The organism is Sagittula salina (assembly GCF_017813235.1).
GTDB classification, from domain to species: domain Bacteria; phylum Pseudomonadota; class Alphaproteobacteria; order Rhodobacterales; family Rhodobacteraceae; genus Sagittula; species Sagittula salina.
The window spans coordinates 142076-161288 of record NZ_JAGISH010000010.1; the positions used below are offsets into that span (position 1 = coordinate 142076).

The 19213-nt window shown below is 65.1% G+C and carries 17 protein-coding genes; 9 read left to right on the forward strand and 8 right to left on the reverse strand.

Annotated elements, in window-relative coordinates; all coding sequences use genetic code 11:
- Window positions 1-11: 11 nt before the first annotated feature.
- The 5 genes from hflK to J5474_RS17270 form a co-directional block, all read right to left on the reverse strand.
- On the reverse strand, window positions 12-1169 hold the full coding sequence (gene hflK / locus J5474_RS17250) for an FtsH protease activity modulator HflK (protein ID WP_209362356.1): 1158 nt from the start codon (window positions 1167-1169) through the stop codon (window positions 12-14).
- 121 nt (window positions 1170-1290) lie between these two features.
- Window positions 1291-2733, reverse strand: a complete 1443-nt coding sequence (locus tag J5474_RS17255) for an FAD-dependent oxidoreductase (RefSeq protein ID WP_209362358.1) — start codon at window positions 2731-2733, stop codon at window positions 1291-1293.
- Between the two features lie 334 nt (window positions 2734-3067).
- On the reverse strand, window positions 3068-3850 hold the full coding sequence (gene rpiA / locus J5474_RS17260; protein WP_209362360.1) for a ribose-5-phosphate isomerase RpiA: 783 nt from the start codon (window positions 3848-3850) through the stop codon (window positions 3068-3070).
- Between the two features lie 533 nt (window positions 3851-4383).
- Window positions 4384-5064, reverse strand: coding sequence for an anti-sigma factor (locus tag J5474_RS17265; protein WP_209362362.1), 681 nt, complete (start codon window positions 5062-5064; stop codon window positions 4384-4386).
- Window positions 5061-5612: a sigma-70 family RNA polymerase sigma factor gene (locus tag J5474_RS17270; RefSeq protein WP_209362365.1), complete on the reverse strand. Its 552-nt coding sequence runs from the start codon at window positions 5610-5612 to the stop codon at window positions 5061-5063. Before J5474_RS17270 ends, J5474_RS17265 begins: the two co-directional genes overlap by 4 nt.
- Before the next feature lie 68 nt (window positions 5613-5680).
- On the opposite strand from J5474_RS17270, the gene cobS reads away from it, so the two are divergent.
- Window positions 5681-6685, forward strand: coding sequence for a cobaltochelatase subunit CobS (cobS, locus tag J5474_RS17275; protein WP_425342899.1), 1005 nt, complete (start codon window positions 5681-5683; stop codon window positions 6683-6685).
- 1226 nt (window positions 6686-7911) lie between these two features.
- On the opposite strand, the gene J5474_RS17280 is transcribed toward cobS, so the two are convergent.
- Window positions 7912-8139, reverse strand: coding sequence for a hypothetical protein (locus J5474_RS17280; RefSeq protein ID WP_209362366.1), 228 nt, complete (start codon window positions 8137-8139; stop codon window positions 7912-7914).
- Window positions 8140-8249: 110 nt separating this feature from the next.
- Between J5474_RS17280 and J5474_RS17285 the strand changes: the two genes are divergently transcribed.
- The 7 genes from J5474_RS17285 to J5474_RS17315 all read left to right on the forward strand — a co-directional run bounded on the left by J5474_RS17285 (window position 8250) and on the right by J5474_RS17315 (window position 15337).
- Window positions 8250-8648, forward strand: a complete 399-nt coding sequence (locus J5474_RS17285) for a VOC family protein (RefSeq protein WP_209362368.1) — start codon at window positions 8250-8252, stop codon at window positions 8646-8648.
- 102 nt (window positions 8649-8750) lie between these two features.
- Window positions 8751-9152 carry a hypothetical protein gene (locus J5474_RS17290; RefSeq protein WP_209362369.1) on the forward strand — a complete coding sequence of 134 codons (402 nt, stop codon included), beginning with the start codon at window positions 8751-8753 and terminating at the stop codon, window positions 9150-9152.
- 49 nt (window positions 9153-9201) lie between these two features.
- A complete protein-coding gene (locus J5474_RS17295; RefSeq protein ID WP_209362370.1) occupies window positions 9202-9627 on the forward strand; it encodes a hypothetical protein in 426 nt (141 codons plus the stop codon).
- Between the two features lie 54 nt (window positions 9628-9681).
- Window positions 9682-11562 carry a cobaltochelatase subunit CobT gene (gene cobT, locus J5474_RS17300; protein WP_209362371.1) on the forward strand — a complete coding sequence of 627 codons (1881 nt, stop codon included), beginning with the start codon at window positions 9682-9684 and terminating at the stop codon, window positions 11560-11562.
- A gap of 213 nt (window positions 11563-11775) precedes the next feature.
- Window positions 11776-13542, forward strand: a complete 1767-nt coding sequence (locus J5474_RS17305; protein ID WP_209362372.1) for an aminopeptidase P family protein — start codon at window positions 11776-11778, stop codon at window positions 13540-13542.
- 92 nt (window positions 13543-13634) lie between these two features.
- Entirely contained in the window at window positions 13635-13985 is a 351-nt protein-coding gene (locus J5474_RS17310) for a DUF427 domain-containing protein (RefSeq protein ID WP_209362373.1), read from the forward strand.
- A 290-nt stretch (window positions 13986-14275) separates the two neighbouring features.
- A complete protein-coding gene (locus J5474_RS17315) occupies window positions 14276-15337 on the forward strand; it encodes an SH3 domain-containing protein (protein WP_209362374.1) in 1062 nt (353 codons plus the stop codon).
- Between the two features lie 77 nt (window positions 15338-15414).
- Here the strand turns inward: J5474_RS17315 and J5474_RS17320 are convergent, their stop codons facing one another.
- A complete protein-coding gene (locus J5474_RS17320) occupies window positions 15415-17085 on the reverse strand; it encodes a chloride channel protein (RefSeq protein WP_209362375.1) in 1671 nt (556 codons plus the stop codon).
- An 81-nt stretch (window positions 17086-17166) separates the two neighbouring features.
- Here J5474_RS17320 and J5474_RS17325 point away from each other — a divergent pair, with 81 nt between their 5' ends.
- Complete coding sequence (locus tag J5474_RS17325) at window positions 17167-18540, forward strand: FAD-binding oxidoreductase (protein WP_209362376.1); 1374 nt, start codon at window positions 17167-17169, stop codon at window positions 18538-18540.
- Between the two features lie 5 nt (window positions 18541-18545).
- Here the strand turns inward: J5474_RS17325 and J5474_RS17330 are convergent, their stop codons facing one another.
- Window positions 18546-19127 carry a TetR/AcrR family transcriptional regulator gene (locus J5474_RS17330; protein ID WP_209362379.1) on the reverse strand — a complete coding sequence of 194 codons (582 nt, stop codon included), beginning with the start codon at window positions 19125-19127 and terminating at the stop codon, window positions 18546-18548.
- Window positions 19128-19213 lie beyond the last annotated feature (86 nt).

Consider the following 19213-nt stretch of genomic DNA (forward strand, 5'->3'; position numbering starts at 1 on the left):
TCGCCACCTCCTCAGTTCGAGCCACCGGCCTGCGACGGCCGGTTCAGTTCGTTCAGCGGCAGGTAGGGCACAACGCCGCTCCCGCCTTCGGTCAGACGCTCGTCGAGGATCGTCTTGTTCACGCCGCCCAGCACCTTTTCCATAGTTTCCAGATACAGACGCCGCCGCGTGACCTCGGGGGCCTGCGCGTATTCCTCCTGCACGGAGGTAAAGCGGGCAGCCTGGCCCAGCGCCTCGTTGACCACCTGAGCACGGTAACCTTCGGACTGTTCACGCGTCTGCGCCGCCTGACCGCGCGCTTCGGCGACGACCTTGTTGGCATAGGCGTCGGCCTGACGTTCCAGCCTGTCGCGCTCCTGCTCGGCGGCCTGCACCTCGCGGAAGGCGTCGATCACCTCGCGCGGCGGTTCCGCGCCACGCAGGTTGACCCGCACGATACGAATGCCGCTGTCGTATTCGTCCAGTGTCGACTGGATGTTCTCGCGCGCGGTATCCGCGATCAGACCACGGTCGCGGTTCAGGATCGGGGCGAGGTTCGTGGCCGAGATGATTTCCCGCATGACCGATTCAGACACCGCCTGAACGGTTTCCTGCGGCTCGGCGATGTTGAACAGCATCCGTGCCGGGTCTGAGACATTCCAGACAACCTGGAAATCGATGTCGACGATATTGGCATCCGTGGTCAGCATCAGGCCGTCATTGCCGGCCCGCCCGCCCCCGACGGTTTCAGTCCGCTCGGAGGTCACGTTGACCTTCTCGAAGGTCACCAGCGGCCAGGGCGCGAAATTCAGGCCCGGCTCCCCGGTGCTGGAATATTCGCCAAGCAAGAGTTCGACCGACTGCTCTTCCGGTTTCACCGTGTAGAAGCTGGAGAATGCCCAGAGACCGACCAGCACCAGCGCACCGATAGCGACCGTGCCCTTGGTGAGGCCGGGGCCGCCGGTGCCGCCACCGCCACCATTTCCGCCGCCGGAACGGTTGCCGCCACGGCCGCCCATCAGGACGCGCAGCTGCTCCTGGCCCTTCTTCATGAGCTCGTCGATCTCGGGGATCTGGTTGTCCTCCGGGCGCCGCCCGCCACCGTTGCCACCGTTGCCGCCCGAGGGCGGACGGTTATTGCCACCCTGGTTGCCACCGCCCCCCCATGGGCCGCCGCTGTTTCCTGCCATGAAGCTCTACCCTTCCCTTGGTCTTTTGCTTTGCGTTGCATGCATACCTGTGCACGCCTGCCGGGAATTCAACCGCCCGACCCCGGCCCAGTCATCCGCCGCGCGGCTCTGCCGCAGTGCCTTACCGCGTCCGCGTCGGAGAACGCATGGTCACGATCTCTTCCGACATGGTCGGGTGGACCGCCACGGTGCGGTCGAAATCTTCCTTGGTCGCGCCCATCTTTACGGCGATGCCTGCAAGCTGGATCATCTCGCCCGCCCCCGGCGCCACGATGTGACAGCCCAGAACCCGGCGCGACGCCTTCGACACGATCAATTTCATCAGAACACGATCCGGCGCATCCGCAAAGGCGGTCTGCATCGGACGGAACGACGTGCAGTAGACCTCGATCTCCTCCTGCTCGGCGGCCTCCTCCTCCGTCAGGCCGACCGTGCCCATTTCGGGCTGCGTGAAGACAGCCGATGGGATCAGGTCGTGATCCACCGGGGTCGGAACGCCGTTGAAGACCGTGTTGACGAAGGCCATACCCTCGCGGATGGCTACCGGCGTAAGGTTCACCCGGTCGGTGACGTCGCCAATGGCATAGATCGAAGGGACGTCCGTCTGGCTGTATTCATCCACCTGCACCGCGCCGTTGCGGCCAAGGTCCAGCCCGACGTTCTCCAGCCCCAGCCCATCGGTATTGGGGGCGCGGCCCGTGGCAAAGAACACCGCGTCAAAGTCGCGGATCACCCCGTTGGTGGCCTTCACCCGAACCGGACCGTCGCCGATTTCCTCGATGCCGGGCTGACCGTATTGCGCGTCGTCCACCGGTGCCTGGCCCATGGCCTCGGCCTCGGGCGTACCGACGCGGTGCATTTCGACGATGGTGGTCCCGGTGTGCAGGTCGACGCCGCGATCCTTCATCGCATCCGCGATCAGGCCGCGCGCTTCCTCGTCGAAGCCGCGCAGGATCTGTGCCCCGCGATAGAACTGTGTCACCTCGACGCCAAGCCCGTTCAGGATGCAGGCGAATTCGCAGGCGATATAACCGCCGCCGACGATCAGGATGCGCTTCGGCAGCTTTTCCAGGTGAAAGATGTCGTCCGAGACCATGCCAAGATGCGCATTCGGCATATCGGGCCGCACCGGCCGCCCGCCAGTGGCGATCAGGATATGCCTGGCGGTCTTTTCCTCTCCGGTCGAAAGCGTGACCGTATGCGCGTCCTTGATCGTGGCACGGGTGTCGAAGGTCTCCACCCCGGAGCCCTTCAGCAGCTTGCGGTAGACCCCTTCGAGGCGGTCGAGCTCGGCATTCAGCTTTTCCCGGAACGCGTGCCAGTCGAACGCCCCGTCCGCGATATCCCAGCCATAGGCGCGGGCCTGCGCCGGCATGTCACGATACTCGGAGGCAAAGACCAACAACTTTTTCGGCACGCAGCCGCGGATCACGCAGGTGCCACCGTAACGATCCTCCTCCGCCAGCGCGACCTTCGCACCCGCCTCGCCCGCCGCGACCCGTGCGGCACGCACGCCGCCCGAACCGCCGCCGATGACAAAGAGATCGTAGTCAAAGTCGCTCATGGTCCGCTCCGTCGTGCTGGCGCTCGTTCTTCGCCAGAGGGTATTTCACGCTGCGCCCCGGAAGGCCAGAGCCGGAAACGCCCTCCCCCGCGCGACACAGGTCACCCAGTGCGTTTCGCCGGCTATGCGTTGCACCGGGCGGCAACCGGCGACCGCACGGGGGCTCCGCCCCCGAACCCCCGCGGGTATTTGGAAACCAAAGAAGCAGGGGGACGGCGCCTCCGATCCCATCCTCATGCCCTGCTCTGCTCTGCTCTGCTCTGCTCTGCTCCGAATACACTTCGGGGTCCGGGGGTAAAACCGCCCCGCGCAAGCGTAACCGAAGAAGAAGACGTCAGATGTCGCGGAACAGGTTTTCGTCCTCAACGAAATCCAGCTGGCTTTCGGTTACCGTGCCTTCGTTGATGTCGCGCACCTCGACACGTCCATCTGAATGGCCGATCACCACCTTGTCGCAGATGTCGATGAATAGCCCGTTTTCCACCACGCCGGGGATCTGGTTCAGAACCATGGACAACTGGCGCGGGTTACCGATCCGGCTGAGGTGCAGATCGATGATGTGGTTTGCCTCGTCAGTGACAAAGGGCCTGTCACCGTTCATCCGCATGGTCGCCTGTCGGCCCATGACGTCCATGGAAATCAGGATCTCTTCCACGAGCGCCTGCGTGGACTGCCAGCCAAAGGGGATCACCTCCACCGGCAGAGGGAAGCCGCCGAGCATGCGGACTTCCTTGGCTGCATCGGCGATGACAATCATCTGGTCCGATGCGGTGGCCACGATCTTTTCCTGCAGCAGAGCCCCGCCGCCGCCTTTGATCAGGCTCAGTTCGGTGTCGAACTCATCCGCCCCGTCGATGGTCAGGTCCAGCCACTTTGCCTCGTCCAGACTGATGACCTCCAGGCCAACGTCCCGCGCGAGTTCCGCCGTGCGGGTGGATGTCGGCACGCCCTTGATCCGCAGCCCCTCCTCGCGCACTTTCTCTCCGAGGCAGCGCACCAGCCACGCTGCGGTAGAGCCGGTGCCGAGACCGACGCGCATCCCGGACTCCACGAATTCGGCCGCCTGCCGGGCGGCGACGAACTTGGCTTTGTCGATCGGCGAGAGCTCTCCGGACATGTCGTTCCCCCTGTTGCGCCCCTGGATCGTCTTATACCAACCAGCCCCCTGGAGGCGAGCAGCAATCACGCAGTGGGCAGGTGGCGGCGCCTCAAGTTCTGGCCACAGGCCGACCCAAGGACCGCACCGGACCTACCCGGCGTGGCCCATTGACCGCCCCGCCCACGGCCTTTCGCGACAATAAAACGTCTCATTCGGACCGGTCGGACAAAGGTCGCCACAGCGGTCCCGGCCCCGCCACGGGGATGCCACCATTCCGCCACCTGCTACGCGCAGGCTGCGGTGGTACGCAACCCGAAGGGAGAGCCCTCATGCCGGAGCATTTCCAGATGGACCGCCTTTGTGGTGGAGCACGCCCGCGGCGGGCCGACCTTTTTACCCGAATGGCCCGCCAAGCTCAGCCCGTGGGTCTTGTTCCTCCGCAGGGGACGGGGCGGTCGACGTCGGTCGATGCCGTCCTCGCCGCGACCTACGGCATCCGGCGAGGCCGAACGCAGCCTGCGGTCATGACGCTTTCTGCCATACTGCGTACTTCATGACGGCAACGGCGCGCCGCGCGCCCTGATTTTCCCGGTGGGGGCGCCATCGGGGGCGCCGCCCGTGGGTTCATCCGTCACCGCCAGAACAGCGCCGGGCATGTGCTCCGCCAGCAGCGCGGGCAATACGCGGACAAGGCGCCCGTCCGCTCCCAATACGCCAAGCGACAGCGGCGCGCGTCCCGCCGGGATCAGCCAGAGTTCCAGCACGCGCCCCTCGGGCGCCGCCCCGTCCGTAAGATCGACCGCCAGCGTCCGGCCCGGAGGGTCGAACCGCACCGCAAGCGTCATGTCGCCCGTCAACTCCGCGCGGACCTCCGGCGGCTGGCCTTCCGGATCCAGCAGCACGCCCGAGATCATGGCGACCCAAGCCATGGTCGCGCCCGCTACCGCGCCCACCAGATAGGGCAGCAACAACCGCCATATCGGTTTGCGTGGAGGTCCGTGCAGCGCCGCCTCGATGCGGCGAAAGATGGCCGGGGGCGGTTCCCTTGCCGGGAAATGATCCACCAGCGTCGCGAAATATTCTGTCCATACGGCCACATCCTGTGCGAGGTCCGGTTCTGTCGCCAGGCGCGCCTCGAAAGCCTCGCGTTCAGGCTCTGGCAACACGCCCAGCGCATATTCCGCCGCATCTGCCTCTGCCCCGCCGGGCAGGTCCTCTTCGCGTCCGGTCATCCGCCCAGGCACTCCCTCAACTGCATGAGACTGCGCCGCAGCCATGTGCGCACGGTGTTCAGCTTCACGCCGCTTGCCTCCGCCATCTCTGCGTAGGTCTGCCCGTGCAGGTAGACGCGGCGCACCATCTCCGCCCGATCTTCCGCCAGTTCCGCGAGGCAGGCCGCCAGAGCCCGCGCCTCGGACCGGGCCTCTGCCTGTTGGGCGGGGCCGGGCTCCGTATCGTACAACCGTTCCGCGATCTCCACCGGCTCAACGGCCCGACCCTCACGCCGGGCGCGACGCAGCCGGTCGATCGCCGCGTGGCGCGCGATAGCGATAAGCCACGTCATTGGGGAAAACCTGTTCGCACGGTATTGCCCCGCCCGGTTCCAGATCCGCACGTAGACCTCCTGAAGCACGTCCTCCGCCATGGCCTCGTCGCGCAGGACGCGAATACAGATACCGTATAGCTTTGCCGACGTGCGCACGTAGAGTGTCGCAAATGCCCGGCGATCTGCCATCGCCACCCGCGCGATCAGCGCCTCAATCTCATCCCGAGGTGTCATGGCGCCCGGCTCCCATCCCTCTTGCTCCTCCCCGCGATATGTTGCACCAACGCGGGCAAGACATTCGGATGAAGGATACGGGCACCATGGCCGACGGCATGATCGATATCAACGCGAAACCGACCGAGGAAATATCGGTCCGCGAAGTCTTCGGCATCGACACCGACATGATAGTGCACGGTTTCCCGGATCGCACCGACCGCGTGCCGGATCTGGATTCCACCTACAAGTTTGATCCCGATACCACGCTGGCCATTCTCGCGGGATTCCGAAACAACCGCCGCGTGATGATCCAGGGCTACCACGGCACCGGTAAATCGACCCACATCGAGCAGGTGGCGAGCCGTCTGAACTGGCCCGCCGTTCGCGTGAACCTCGACAGCCACATCTCTCGCATCGACCTGATCGGCAAGGACGCGATCAAACTGGTGGACGGCAAGCAGGTTACCCAGTTCCAGGAGGGTATCCTGCCCTGGGCGCTGCGCAATCCCTGTGCCATCGTCTTCGACGAATACGACGCTGGCCGCGCCGACGTGATGTTCGTGATCCAGCGCGTGCTGGAAACCGACGGCAAGCTGACGCTTCTGGATCAGAACGAGGTCATCACGCCGCACAGGTATTTCCGCATCTTCGCCACGGCCAACACCGTGGGCCTGGGAGACACCACCGGGCTGTATCACGGCACGCAGCAGATCAACCAGGGCCAGATGGACCGCTGGTCGCTGGTCGCGACGCTGAACTACCTCAGCATCGACGCCGAGACCGCCATCGTGCTGTCGAAGGCGCCGCATTACAACAACGAAAAGGGCCGCAAGACCGTGCGCCAGATGGTCACCGTCGCGGACTTCACCCGGCGCGCCTTCATGAACGGGGAACTGTCCACCGTGATGTCGCCGCGGACTGTGATCGCGTGGGCCACCAACGCCGAGATCTTCCGCAATGTGGGCTACGCCTTCCGCGTGTCCTTCCTGAACAAGTGCGACGAGCTGGAGCGCCAGACCGTCGCCGAATTCTACCAGCGCTGCTTTGACGAGGAACTGCCTGAAAGCGCAGCGTCCATCAGCATCACCTGAAAACAGCGACGGATGCGGAGGCGGGCCACGGCGCGCAAGGCTGCTTTCGATGATCAGACACAGGCCTCCAGCATATCCTGCGATGGTTTCGGGATCTGCTGGCAGGCCGGTCTCCCTCGTGCGTACCGAAATCGAATTCGATCTGTTTTGGCGCCAATGTTGGTACATGGCGCAGAATTCCAACGAACCTCGCATACGGGGCGCGGCAGTTTTCCACGTTGGAGGACATCGCGGTCGAGGTCAGCGACGATCTGTTCAGGATTTTCGTAGATACCGCCTCGAACCCCTGTCTTTCCAAGTTGGCCGTTGGGAAAGTGTTTTTCGCAGGTTTCGCGCCGGCCTGGACCTGGAACCGTCATCCGGCAATCCGGGTCTGGTTCGGTTGCAGTGGTCCATATGCCCAGACCAGGCGGGGCGTGGAAAGCATGCGGCGCTTGGCTTTCACGCTTGGCCCAGGCGAGATTAAGGCTACACATGTCGATGACCTCGAACCACCGGCCTAGGACAAGGATTTCTAGCGACCCATAACCGCATGTTCCGTGAAGAAGTGGCTGCCCTTCTCAGCGATCCCCACGGATTTCTTGCCTTTGACGGCTCTGGCTTCACAAGCTCGGCGAGCTTGAGCGACGAAGTATTCGGTGACATTACCCACATTCGATCATCAGATGGAAAAGGGCAGCGCCCATCATTCCAGCCGACAGGATCGCCCGCGAATTCGAAGACCTCCGAGGCACATCGATGTGCTCGTTGCTCGACCTCGTGTAGACGCAAAGCCCCGTCAGAAGGGCCGGACTTCTCGCCGACGCCGCCGGTCGCCGTCCCGCGGCGTTCTTCCCCATGAACACAGGAAGTGAGAAGGTCGGGCGACACCGCAGTTGCCGCAGTCCGGATCGCAATAGGTATTGAGGATGATCTGCCCGCACGGCAGGGTAAACTTGAGCTCGGTACAACTGCTAAATCTTCTTGACCATTCGTTCTCCGATCTTTCGGTATATAACCGTCAAGAAAGGCCACCATGACCGCCCGGCAGGTTGCCTGTTTTGTGTGCCAGACGAAATCCCGAAACGATTTTCCAGCTTACTGTTGCGTCGGCACAAAATTTCCATGGGCCGCCCAATAAACGTAAAATTACATACAGCCAAAAGGGTACCGAGATTTCTCTCGATAACCGTTTTAATTGCGCCCCAAAATCCGGAACGAGCCTGCATATCCTGTCGGGGGCTTTTTCAAGACGTCTGCCGCACGTCTGTCCATCCAGCCACGGGCCGTATGCGGCGCAGTTCGCGTTCCAGCGCCTCGAGCCGGTCATCCAGCGCATCAAGCGCACCACCTACGCCGGAGGATTCCGCGCCAAGACGCGCCAGCGTCCGCCCCAGCGCCCCCGTGTCGTTGGTGCTGTGACCGTCCATGGCAATCGCGCCGGCGCAAATTCTTTCCTTGTCTTCCCTCTGCATGACCTCTCTACCTTCCTGCCCCCAAACCGCATTCTGTAAGGTAAAGATGAACGGACTCTTTTGAGTCGATTTTTACTCAACACGTCCTTAACGCCCGAGGAGACCTCCGAATGAGCCGCCCCGCCCCGACCCTGCGCGTCGCCCGTCCGACCGATCGTCTCGAAGAGGTGACGGCCTTCTACCGCGATGGCCTGGGGCTGGCCGTGCTTGCCGGATTTCGCGACCATAACGGGTTCGACGGGGTAACGCCGGGTCACCCGGATGCGGCCTGGCACCTCGAATTCACGCGCGAGGCCGGCGTGGCGGCGGGCGGTGCTCCCTCGGAGGAGCACCTGCTCGTCCTCTACCTGCCGCAGGAAGACGCGTGGCAGGCGGCGGTGCGGCGCATGGCCGATCATGGTCACCGCCCGGTGGCGGCCCACAATCCCTACTGGGACCGCGCAGGCGCCACCTTCGAGGATCCCGACGGCTACCGGATCGTCTTGCAACAGGCAGCCTGGAAGTCCTGATCCGATGGATGATCCGGGGTGGCGTCGGCCCGGGCGACACGCCATGGGAAAGTTTTCAAACCGCCTTACTTTTAAGCGGCAATTTCGCGCTATAGTCGCAAAATGGGCATTTCGAGAATCCTTTCTCCGGCGCTCCTGTGCGCCGCGCTCGCGCATCAGCCAGCGCCCGGCATGGCCCTGCCGGAGGCCCCGGACAACGATCTCGCCCCGCTCTTTGCTGCCTGCCTCGGGCGCTACTCCGCACAGACGGAGGATGCGTGGAATGCCTATGCCGCCGACGATCCGGCCGAGGCGAACCGCGCCACCTTCGAGGATCTGCTGGAGGCCGTGCGTCCTGCCTCCGCCCTGTCCGGCCCACAAATCCTGCAATTGCGGCTCGAAGCGAAGTTCGCGCAGGCGCGGCTTCTGTCCGTCGCGCGCTTCCACACCGATCCCGACCGGAAGCGCCGCGCCCGCGCGCAGGCCGCGCTCGCCCTGCGCCCTTGCGCCGCGCTGCTGCTGTAGGCCCCCGCAACCAAATCGAAAGATACAGTTGCTAGCCTGCACGCCCATGATGACACCGCGCCCCCTTGCCCGGCTCGCGCTCCTCCTCTGCGCCCTCGCAGCCGCACCGACATCCGCCGCCGAAGGCCCCAGGCCTTCGGATCAGGCGCTGACACTGGCCACATGCCACGGCCGCTACATGGCCACGGTGGAACACAGCCGCCTTGTTGCAACGGAGAACGACGCGGCGAAACTCCGTCTTGGCTGGCTCGAGGCGATGATGAACGCCATAGCCCAGGAATTCCTCGACCATCGCAGCTACGGTATCGAACTGATGCGCAACCGGGTCAACGCCCGCGCGGAAATGCGCAGCCTCTTTTCCACCGCCGAATTCGACGGCGATCCCCGCCGTCGGCGGCTGGCCAGCGCCCAGATCCGCCGCAATCTGGCGGGCTGCGACGCGCTCTTCCTCGGCAGACGCTATCTCGGCATCTGACTGGACGGCGCCTGCCTCTTGCCAATACCGTCGCAAGGGTTCAAATCTGCTCTTATGAGCAAGCCCAGCGACAACCCCGCCGATCCGTTCAAGAAGGCCCTCGCCGAAGCGACCAAGGTCATGGCCGACGACCCCGAGCTTTCGGTGAGCTACTCGGTCGATCCCTCCGGGGTATCCGGCGACGCCATGCGCCTGCCGCAGATCTCGCGTCGGATGACTCGCGACGAGGTGATGCTGGCACGCGGCACCGCCGACGCGCTGGCGCTGCACCGCCGCTACCACGACACGGTCACGCACAACCGCTACCTGCCGCAGGGCGACATGGCGCGCGACCTTTACGAGGCGATGGAAACCGCGCGTTGCGAGGCGATGGGCGCGCGTGACATGCCCGGGACCGCGGGCAACATCGATGCCAAGATCGGCCACGACGCCGCCCGCCGCGGCTATGGCCAGATCCGCGACAAGGCGGAGGCCCCGCTGCCGGTCGCCGCCGGCTACCTGATACGCCACCTCGCCACCGGGCGCGATCTGCCGGCGGACGCCACCAACGTCATGGAACTGTGGCGCGGTTACATGGAGGAGCAGGCCGCAGGCACGCTCGAGTCCGTGGGCGACGTCCTGGCGGACCAGCAGGCCTTTGCCCGGTTCGCGCGCCAGATGATCACCGATCTCGGCTACGGCGATCAGCTGGGCGACGACCCCGACAACATGGACGACGAATCCGACGAGGAGGGCGAACAGGACGGTCAGGAAGAGGAGGAAAACCCCGACTCGACCGGAAACGACGAAGATCAGTCCGAAGATGCCGAAGCCTCCCCCGAGCAGTCGCAGGACGAAACGCAGGATCCGTCTCAGGCTCAGGTCACCATGGACGACATGGCCGATCAGGAATTGGGCGACGAGGCAGAACTGCCCGAGGGCGACGCCCCGATGGAGCCCCCCGCGCCGCAGCCCTTTTCGGAGGCCGATCCCGACTACAAAGTCTACGCCACCGATAACGACGAGGAAATCGAGGCCCACGATCTCGCCGAACCGGTTGAGCTGGAACGCCTGCGTGCCTACCTCGACCAGCAGCTTGAACCGCTGAAAGGCGCCGTCAGCCGTCTCGCCAACAAGCTGCAGCGCCGCCTGCAGGCGCAGCAGAACCGGTCCTGGGAATTCGACCAGGAGGAAGGCGTGCTCGACGCGGGCCGCCTTGCGCGCGTGGTGGCCAACCCGACGACGCCGCTGTCGTTCAAGGTCGAGAGGGACATGGAGTTCCGCGATACGGTGGTGACGCTGCTCCTCGACAATTCCGGTTCCATGCGTGGGCGCCCCATCTCCATCGCCGCGATCTGTGCCGATGTGCTGGCGCGCACCCTGGAACGCTGTTCGGTCAAGGTGGAGATCCTCGGCTTTACCACACGAGCCTGGAAGGGCGGGCAGGCGCGTGAGGCCTGGCTGAATGCGGGCCGCGAACAGCAGCCCGGCCGCCTCAACGATCTGCGTCACATCATCTACAAGAAGGCCGACGCACCGTGGCGTCGCACCCGCGACAACCTTGGCCTGATGATGAAGGAAGGCTTGCTGAAGGAAAACATCGACGGCGAGGCGCTGGAATGGGCGCATCGCCGCATGGTGCACCGCCCCGAAGCCCGGAAGATCCTGATGGTGATCTCGGACGGCGCGCCGGTGGACGATTCCACGCTGTCGGTGAACCCGGCGAACTACCTCGAAAAGCACCTGCGGGATGTGATCGCCATGGTCGAAAAGCGCCGTCAGGTCGAACTGCTCGCCATTGGCATCGGCCACGACGTCACACGCTACTACGACCGTGCGGTGACTATCACCGACGTCGAACAGCTGGCGGGCGCGATGACCGAACAGTTGGCCTCGCTCTTCGACTCCGATCCCCGGGCGCGCGCCCGCCTGATCGGGATCAAGCGGGCCTCCTGAAGGATTGCGGGCGCGCGGTACTGGCTGCGGCTTTTGCGGGCAAATGGCAATCAGGAAACCGGAAAACATATCCCGCAGACCTGCTCAGGACGTGCCCTGTCCTGATCCTATGCTTCCGGAATACGCCGGGAAGTGACGGGGCCGCCCCCTCGCTGGCCCCCTTTCCAGTGGCGATCCGCCCGATACTCTTGCGGCCAACAGAAAGGCATCCACATGTTCCAGACCTTTACCGAGACCGCCTCCCCCACTCAGGGGCCGGCCCGCCTTGCCTCCCTGCAGGCAAAGCTGAAGGAACGTGGGTTGGATGGATTCCTCGTGCCCCGCGCCGATGCGCATCAGGGCGAATACGTGGCCCCGCACGACGATCGCCTGGCCTGGCTCACCGGTTTCACCGGCTCCGCTGGCTGGGCAATCGCGCTGCAGGACCGCGCCGCGATCTTCACCGACAGCCGCTATACCGTGCAGGTAAAGGCGCAGACCGACACAGTCTTTGAAAAGGTCGACTGGCCCGGCACCACGCTGGGCGACTGGCTGGCAAAGGCGCTGCCCGAGGGGCGGCTGGCCTATGACCCTTGGTTGCTGACGCTCTCGCAGAAGCGCGAGTTGGAAAACAGCGTTCCCGGACTGGCGCTGGTGGCCTCGGAGAACCTGATCGACGCGCTCTGGCAGGATCAGCCCGCCCCGCCCATGGCACCTGCATTCGCCCAGCCGCTCGACCTCGCGGGTGAAGCGCACGGCGACAAGATTGCCCGTCTTGCCCGCGGGCTCATCCCGAACGCGGCCGCCGTCATCACCCTGCCGGACAGCATCGCCTGGTTGCTGAACATCCGTGGCGCGGATATCCCGCGCAATCCCGTGGCGCATGGGTTTGCGATTTTGCACCGCGAAGGGCGTGTCGATCTCTTTGTCGCGGAGGCGAAAACCGAGGCCATCCGGGACCACCTCGGGCCGCAGGTTGCCCTGCTGCCACCCGAGGCGCTGATGCCCACGCTCGACGCGCTGAAAGGCCCCGTTCTTGTCGATCCCGCCACCTGCCCCGTGGCGATCAGCGACCGGCTTGCGCAGTCCAGCGAGGGCAGTGATCCCTGCGTCCTGCCCAAGGCAAGCAAGAACGCCGCCGAACTCGACGGCACCCGCGCGGCACATCGCCGCGACGCAACAGCCATGGTGCGATTTCTGCACTGGGTGGACCAGCAGACCCCCGGCAGTTTCACCGAGATCGATGTTGTCCGACGGCTGGAGGACGAGCGGCGCAACACCAATGCCCTGCGCGACATTTCCTTTGAGACCATCTCCGGCGCGGGCCCGAACGGGGCCATCGTGCACTACCGCGTGACTGAAGCGACGAACCGCTCTGTCGATCCCGGCCTTCTGTTGGTCGATTCCGGCGGGCAATATGTCGACGGAACCACCGACATCACCCGCACCATCTGCGTGGGCGAGGCCTCGGAGGAACAGCGCGAGGCCTTTACCCGCGTGCTGAAGGGCATGATCGCCCTGTCGCGCCTGCGTTTCCCCAAGGGGCTCGCCGGGCGCGACATCGACGCGCTGGCCCGCACCAGCTTGTGGGAGGCCGGGCTCGACTACGGGCATGGCACCGGACACGGCGTCGGCTCCTACCTGTGTGTGCACGAGGGCCCCGCCCGCATCGCCCGCACCGGCACCGTTCCCTTCGAGCCGGGCATGATCCTGTCGAACGAACCCGGTTTCTACCGCGAGGGTGCCTATGGCATCCGCATCGAAAACCTCGTTGTGGTGGAGGAAGCTCCCGCCCTGCCCGGTCAGACCGTACCGCAGATGTACCGTTTCGAGACACTGACACTGGTCCCCATCGACCGCCGCCTTGTCATGACAGAACTGCTGACCACGCCGGAACGCGACTGGATCAACGCCTATCACCAGAGAGTGCTGGACACTATTGGTCCGCATGTAGATGATGCCGCAGGCGCATGGTTGGCGCTTGCATGCGCACCCCTCTGACATATTGATGTTACGAAACCCGTCCATCTGGTCGGGAAAGGGGAAAAAGCGGCCCGCATCCGTGGGCCGCTGGGAGCAAGGGAGAGAATTCAATGACCACGACCAAAACTATTTCGATCACGCCCGCCGTCGGCACCTGGGTCGTCCGGGCCGGTGGTGCGGTGCTGGGCGAATCCTCTCGTGCGCTGGAAATGCGGGAGGGCGACCTGCCGCCCGTGATCTATTTTCCGCGCGAAGACATCGGCATGGCCTTCCTCGACGCCACGTCCCACAGCACCAGTTGCCCGCTGAAGGGCACGGCGAGCTACTATTCGATCATGTCGAAGTCGCGCACCTACGAGAACGCCGTCTGGTCCTACGAATCTCCACTGGAGGCAGCGGCGGAGATCAAGGGCCACCTCGCCTTCATGGTTCAGGACGGAGTCGCGGTGGAACAGGTCTGACCTCCCCGCCCCGAACATCCCGGAAACAGGCGCACCCCGCTGGGCGCGCCTTTTTTCATGCACGGAACGCCCCTCTCTCGCTGCTGTGTCACGGCCTCATGGCCGTCAACGGCACGCGGGAAATCGCTCATGACAGGCGCCTGACTGGACGCCGCTTACCGTCGCTTCACCATATCTGGTCCATGTTATTGCATGACACCGGCCCCGCCCCCAGCTTCCCCCTATCCGGTCCCGCGCTGCCCGGGAGGGAAACGGCCGAGCGACCGGAAGACGAAGGAAAGGACACCGCCATGCCCCGGCTCTTGCCCCTGCTCGCCAGCCTCGTGATCGCCACTGCCGCGCCGCTTTCGGCCGCATGGGCGGCACAGGCCCTTATCGACGCGCCACGCGGCACCACGATCGAGATGCGCCGCGGACCGGCGGAAGCCTTCGACCTCGTTCGCCTGCTGCGCCCCGGCGCTACGGTGGATGTACTGGGCAACGACCCCGCCGACATGTGGGTGAAGGTGCGTCATCCATCCGGGGCGGAGGGTTGGATTCGCCGCTCCGCACTCGCCCAGCCGCCCGTGGAGGCATCCGAAAAGCCCCGCGCGGAAAACCCGACGCTGCCGCGCGCCTCCGACCGCCCCGACTGGATTCACCGCGATGCCTCGCGCGGGGGCAGCACCGGGGCCTGGCGCGAGACGGGGCGCGAGACGGGGCGCGACTCGGGGCGCGACTTTCCGCGCGATCAGAGCCGCGACGATGGACGGGAACGCATGTACGTCAGTTCCCGCACCAGCGCGCTGAACCTGCGGCAGGGACCGGGGACGAATACGGCGGTGCTCGACACCCTGCAGCATGGCAGCCCCGTCACCATCCTCGGCGGCGGCGATCCATGGCGCCGCGTCCGCAGCGAGTCAGGGCAGGTCGGCTACGTACACGGCAACTACCTGACGTCCGAGGCTCCGCTCAACCGGGCACAGCCCGGTGCGCCGGCCCGCGGCACGCGTTTTGTCGATGCGCCCGACTACGGTGCGCTGAACCTGCGGCAGGGGCCGGGCACGGATTTTGCCATCGCCGCCACCATGTCGCACGGAACGCAGGTGGAGGTGCTGGACGGCGGGACCGACAACTGGCGGCTGGTAAGAACGGAGGATGGCGCTGTTGGCTTTGCCGCCGCAAACTACCTGTCGGTCGATCGCCCCGCTCCGCGCGTGACGCGACAGGAAAACCGCGAGGAATACCGCGACGGTCGCCGCGTGATCCGCGTCACGCCCCAAGAACTGCCCGGCCTGCTGGCCGCCTGCGCATTCTCCGGAAATCTCGACCGCTGCATCGCGCGCCAGATCGATCGGCGCGACGGGCGCTGATCGAATTGGCACTGAGCAAGGAGCCGGGGGCGTAGCCGACGACACGCCTTCGACACGCTTGCCGTGCCTGCCTTCGGTCAGGAATGCTCCTCTGCCGCCGTGGCCGCCAGCGCCTTGTTGTAGGCTTTCAGCGCGTCGACGTGGAACAGCGCCCCCTGTAGAACCGGCTGCCCGCCCTCCATCCGCACCACCGGCAGGAAGGGTTTCGACGATGCATCGAGTTGCGGCAGGGCAGTCTTCAGCGTGGCGTCCTCCAGAATGTACAGCCCCGTCTCGATCATCTCAATGCACTCCGCCTCTTCGGCAGCGCGCGCATCGTCGGGCTTGCGCATGACGCCGCGCACCCGGAACATCCCCAGAAGGTAGCTTTGTGGACCCGCGGCAAGCGCTACCTTGCGCCGCTCCAACTGTGTCAGGAAGAACGAGCGATGCACCACGCGTGCGGACAGCGCCGTCGACATCGATACGGAAATCATCACCGCCAGCCCCGTCTGCCAGTCGCCCGTCAGTTCAAAGACGATGAGCGTGGTGGAGATCGGCGCCCCCAGTACCGCCGCCGCCAACGCCCCCATCCCCGCCAGCGCATAGAGCGTGAAGGCCGAAGATGCCTCCGGAAAGAAGGCCGTGGCGATATGGCCAAAGGTCAGCCCGGTCAGCGCCCCGACCATCAGCGAAGGTGAAAAGATCCCTCCGCCCATGCGCCCAGCCATGGTGATCGACACCGCCAGCACCTTTATCATGGCAAAGGTAAAGGCCTGCCCCAACACCAATTGCCCGGTCAGCGCGAGGCTCGTGGTTTCGTATCCCACGCCGATAATATGCGGGAATTTCACCGCGATTATGCCCAGCAGCAGCCCGGCCACCGCCGGGCGCGCCCACCGCGGCAGTTTCAGCCGCTGCTGCACCGCCGTCTCCACGTCGTCGGCAAAGAAGATCGCCCGCATCATCACCACCGCGACCATGCCGCAGACCAGCCCCAGCAGAAAGAAGGCCGGCAACTCCAGATAAAACTCAACCGTCGTGGTACCGGGCAACAGGAACTCCGTCACGTCGCCATAGACCAGCCGGTTGATCACCGTCCCCGCCGCCGAAGCCACCACGATCGGCGCGAATGCGTGCAAGGCGAAGTGCCGCAACACGACCTCCAGCGCGAAAAGAGCCCCCGCAATGGGCGCGTTGAAGCTGGCCGAAACCGCCGCCGCCACTGCGCAGCCCAGCAGGTCGCGCCCGGTGATGCCGTCGACCTTCATCCGGTTCGCCGTCCAAGTCGCCAGCAGTGCCGCCATATGCACCACCGGGCCTTCGCGCCCCGTGCTGCCCCCCGTCGACAGCGTTATCCACGAACACAGGACAGAGGCCACGCCCGCACGCCGCTCCACACGCCCGTCGTTCAGCGCTGCGCCCTCGATCACGTCGCCGACTGACCGTACCCTCCCGTCCGGCGTGAAGCGTTGCAGGATCACCCCGACGACGATGCCGCCCGCGACCGGGATGGCCACGACCCACGGCCAGTGCAGTTGCCCCGCCCAACTGGCAAGCCGGTTCACGTCATCTGTGCGGTACAGCGCCTCCTGCAACCACTCCACCGCGAAACGGAACCCGATGGCGCCGAAACCGCAGACCGTCCCCAGCGAAAGCGCCACGAACCAGAAGGTGACCTGTCCGGGGCCCTTGTGCCGGATCAGGTCCCATCCCCGACGCAGGTCCCCCCGGATCGTTTCAAGGTGTTGCCCGATCACCCCTGACACAGGTGCTTCCTCCGATCCCGCGACTTCCCCCGCCTTGCACGCTTGGCTAGAGTGGCTTCGTTAACCACTCGGAGGCCCCATATGCCCCTCGCCAAGGCGCTCGACGACTTACAGGCATTCCTAGGCGAACGGCTCAGCACGGCCAAGCCCGATCTGGACGCACACGGTCTTTCGGAAAGTTACTTCGCCCCCGCGCCGCCCGACGCGGTGGCCTGGCCGGAGACAACCGAAGAAGTCTCCCGCATCTTGCAGATTTGCGCCCGTCACGGCGTTCCCGTCACGGGGTACGGCGCGGGCACCTCGCTGGAGGCGCAGGCACAGGCGCTTCAGGGCGGCGTCACGGTGGATTTCGCGCGCATGAACCGGGTGCTCACCCTGCGCCCCGCAGATATGGATGTAACGGTCCAGCCTGGTGTTACCCGTGAGGCCCTGAACGAGGAACTGCGCGCCACCGGCCTTTTCTTTCCGGTCGATCCCGGAGCGAACGCCACCATCGGCGGCATGGCGATGACGCGCGCTTCGGGAACGACAACGGTAAGATACGGCACGATGCGCGACAATGTTATGGGATTTGAGGCGGTTCTTGCCGATGGTCGCGTAATTCGCACCGGTTCACGCGCGCGAAAGACCGCAGCCGGTTACGACCTGACCGCGCTTCTGGTCGGCTCCGAAGGCACGCTGGCGCTGGTGACTGAGATCACCTTGCGCCTGCATGGCATACCGGAATCGATCTCTGCCGGGATCTGCGCCTTTCCCGACATGGCCTCGGCCGTGAATGCGGTGATGGACACCATCCAGATGGGCATTCCATTGGCCCGCATCGAATTCGTCTGTCGCGAAACCGCGCGCGCCTTCAACGCCTACGCCGGTTCCAATATGGCGGCGCTGCCGCATCTGCTGGTGGAATTTCACGGCTCGCCAGAAAGCGTTGCGCAGGATGCCGCGCGTTTCGCGGAAATCGTCGCCGATCACGGCGGTTCGGAATTTCAGTGGTCCTCGAATACGGAAGATCGCACCGCCCTCTGGGCCATGCGCCATAACGGCTATTACGCTATTCTCGCCTCGCGGCCCGGTGCACGGGCGATAGTCACCGACATCTGCGTGCCGATCAGCCAACTGGCCCGCGCCGTTGAAGAAACGCAGGCCGACATCGCTGCGTCCGGGATCCCTGGCCCGATCCTCGGGCATGTTGGCGATGGCAACTTCCACGCCATCCTACTGATCGACCCGGAGAATACCGACGATCTCGATCGGGCAAAGGCCCTGTCGACCGGCATGGCCGAACGCGCACTTGCGCTGGGTGGTACCTGCACCGGAGAGCACGGCGTCGGCATCGGAAAGAAGGCCTTCATGACCGCAGAGCATGGCGAAGCCTGGTCGATCATGGGCGACCTGAAAATCGCGCTCGACCCCGGCAATATACTGAACCCGGGCAAACTGGTTCCGGGCAACTGAACCATTCACCCGCATAGCGCCAGCACCGCCGCCTGCGCCCGCGCCGCCCGTGCCCGATGCAGAACCTCGCCCGGGATGGTGATCGCGCCCGTGACGCAGCGCAGTGGCCTGTCCCCCGGCAGCAGGTCCAACCAGAGCGCCAGCGCGTCTGCCGGTTCCACCGCGATCACGCCGGCGCTCCGCAAGCGGCTGAATGCAGACAGTAACACCGGGTACACCAGCAGATACCAGCCCTCCGCCAGTGTCGCTCCGAGCCGGTCGCTGGCATCCGCCGCCGCAGCGCGGTGCAGGCCGATGGAGGCGGGCGACAACTGGCCCTCCAGCAGCACCTCCCCTAGCCGGGCTAGCGTATGCGCCTCCGGGGGATCGCCCACTGTTTCCAGCCGTTCCGCCAGCGCTCCGAGGTTGCGGGCGATCATCACTTCGAACAGCCCGGTCTTGTCCCCGTACCACCGATAGAGCGTCTCGTTCGATGCCCGAGCCCGTTTGGCCACTGCCAGCATCGACATGCCGCCATAGCCTTTCTCCGCCAGAAGCCCCAGCGCCGCTTCGGCGATCTCAGCTTCGCGTTCGTGACGATCGGTCAAACTCTTCGCACCTCCGGTTGAGCGGTCGCCTCAACCGTACAGCGCGTTACCTGAACATCGCGTAAACCGAATTACGGCCGATTGGA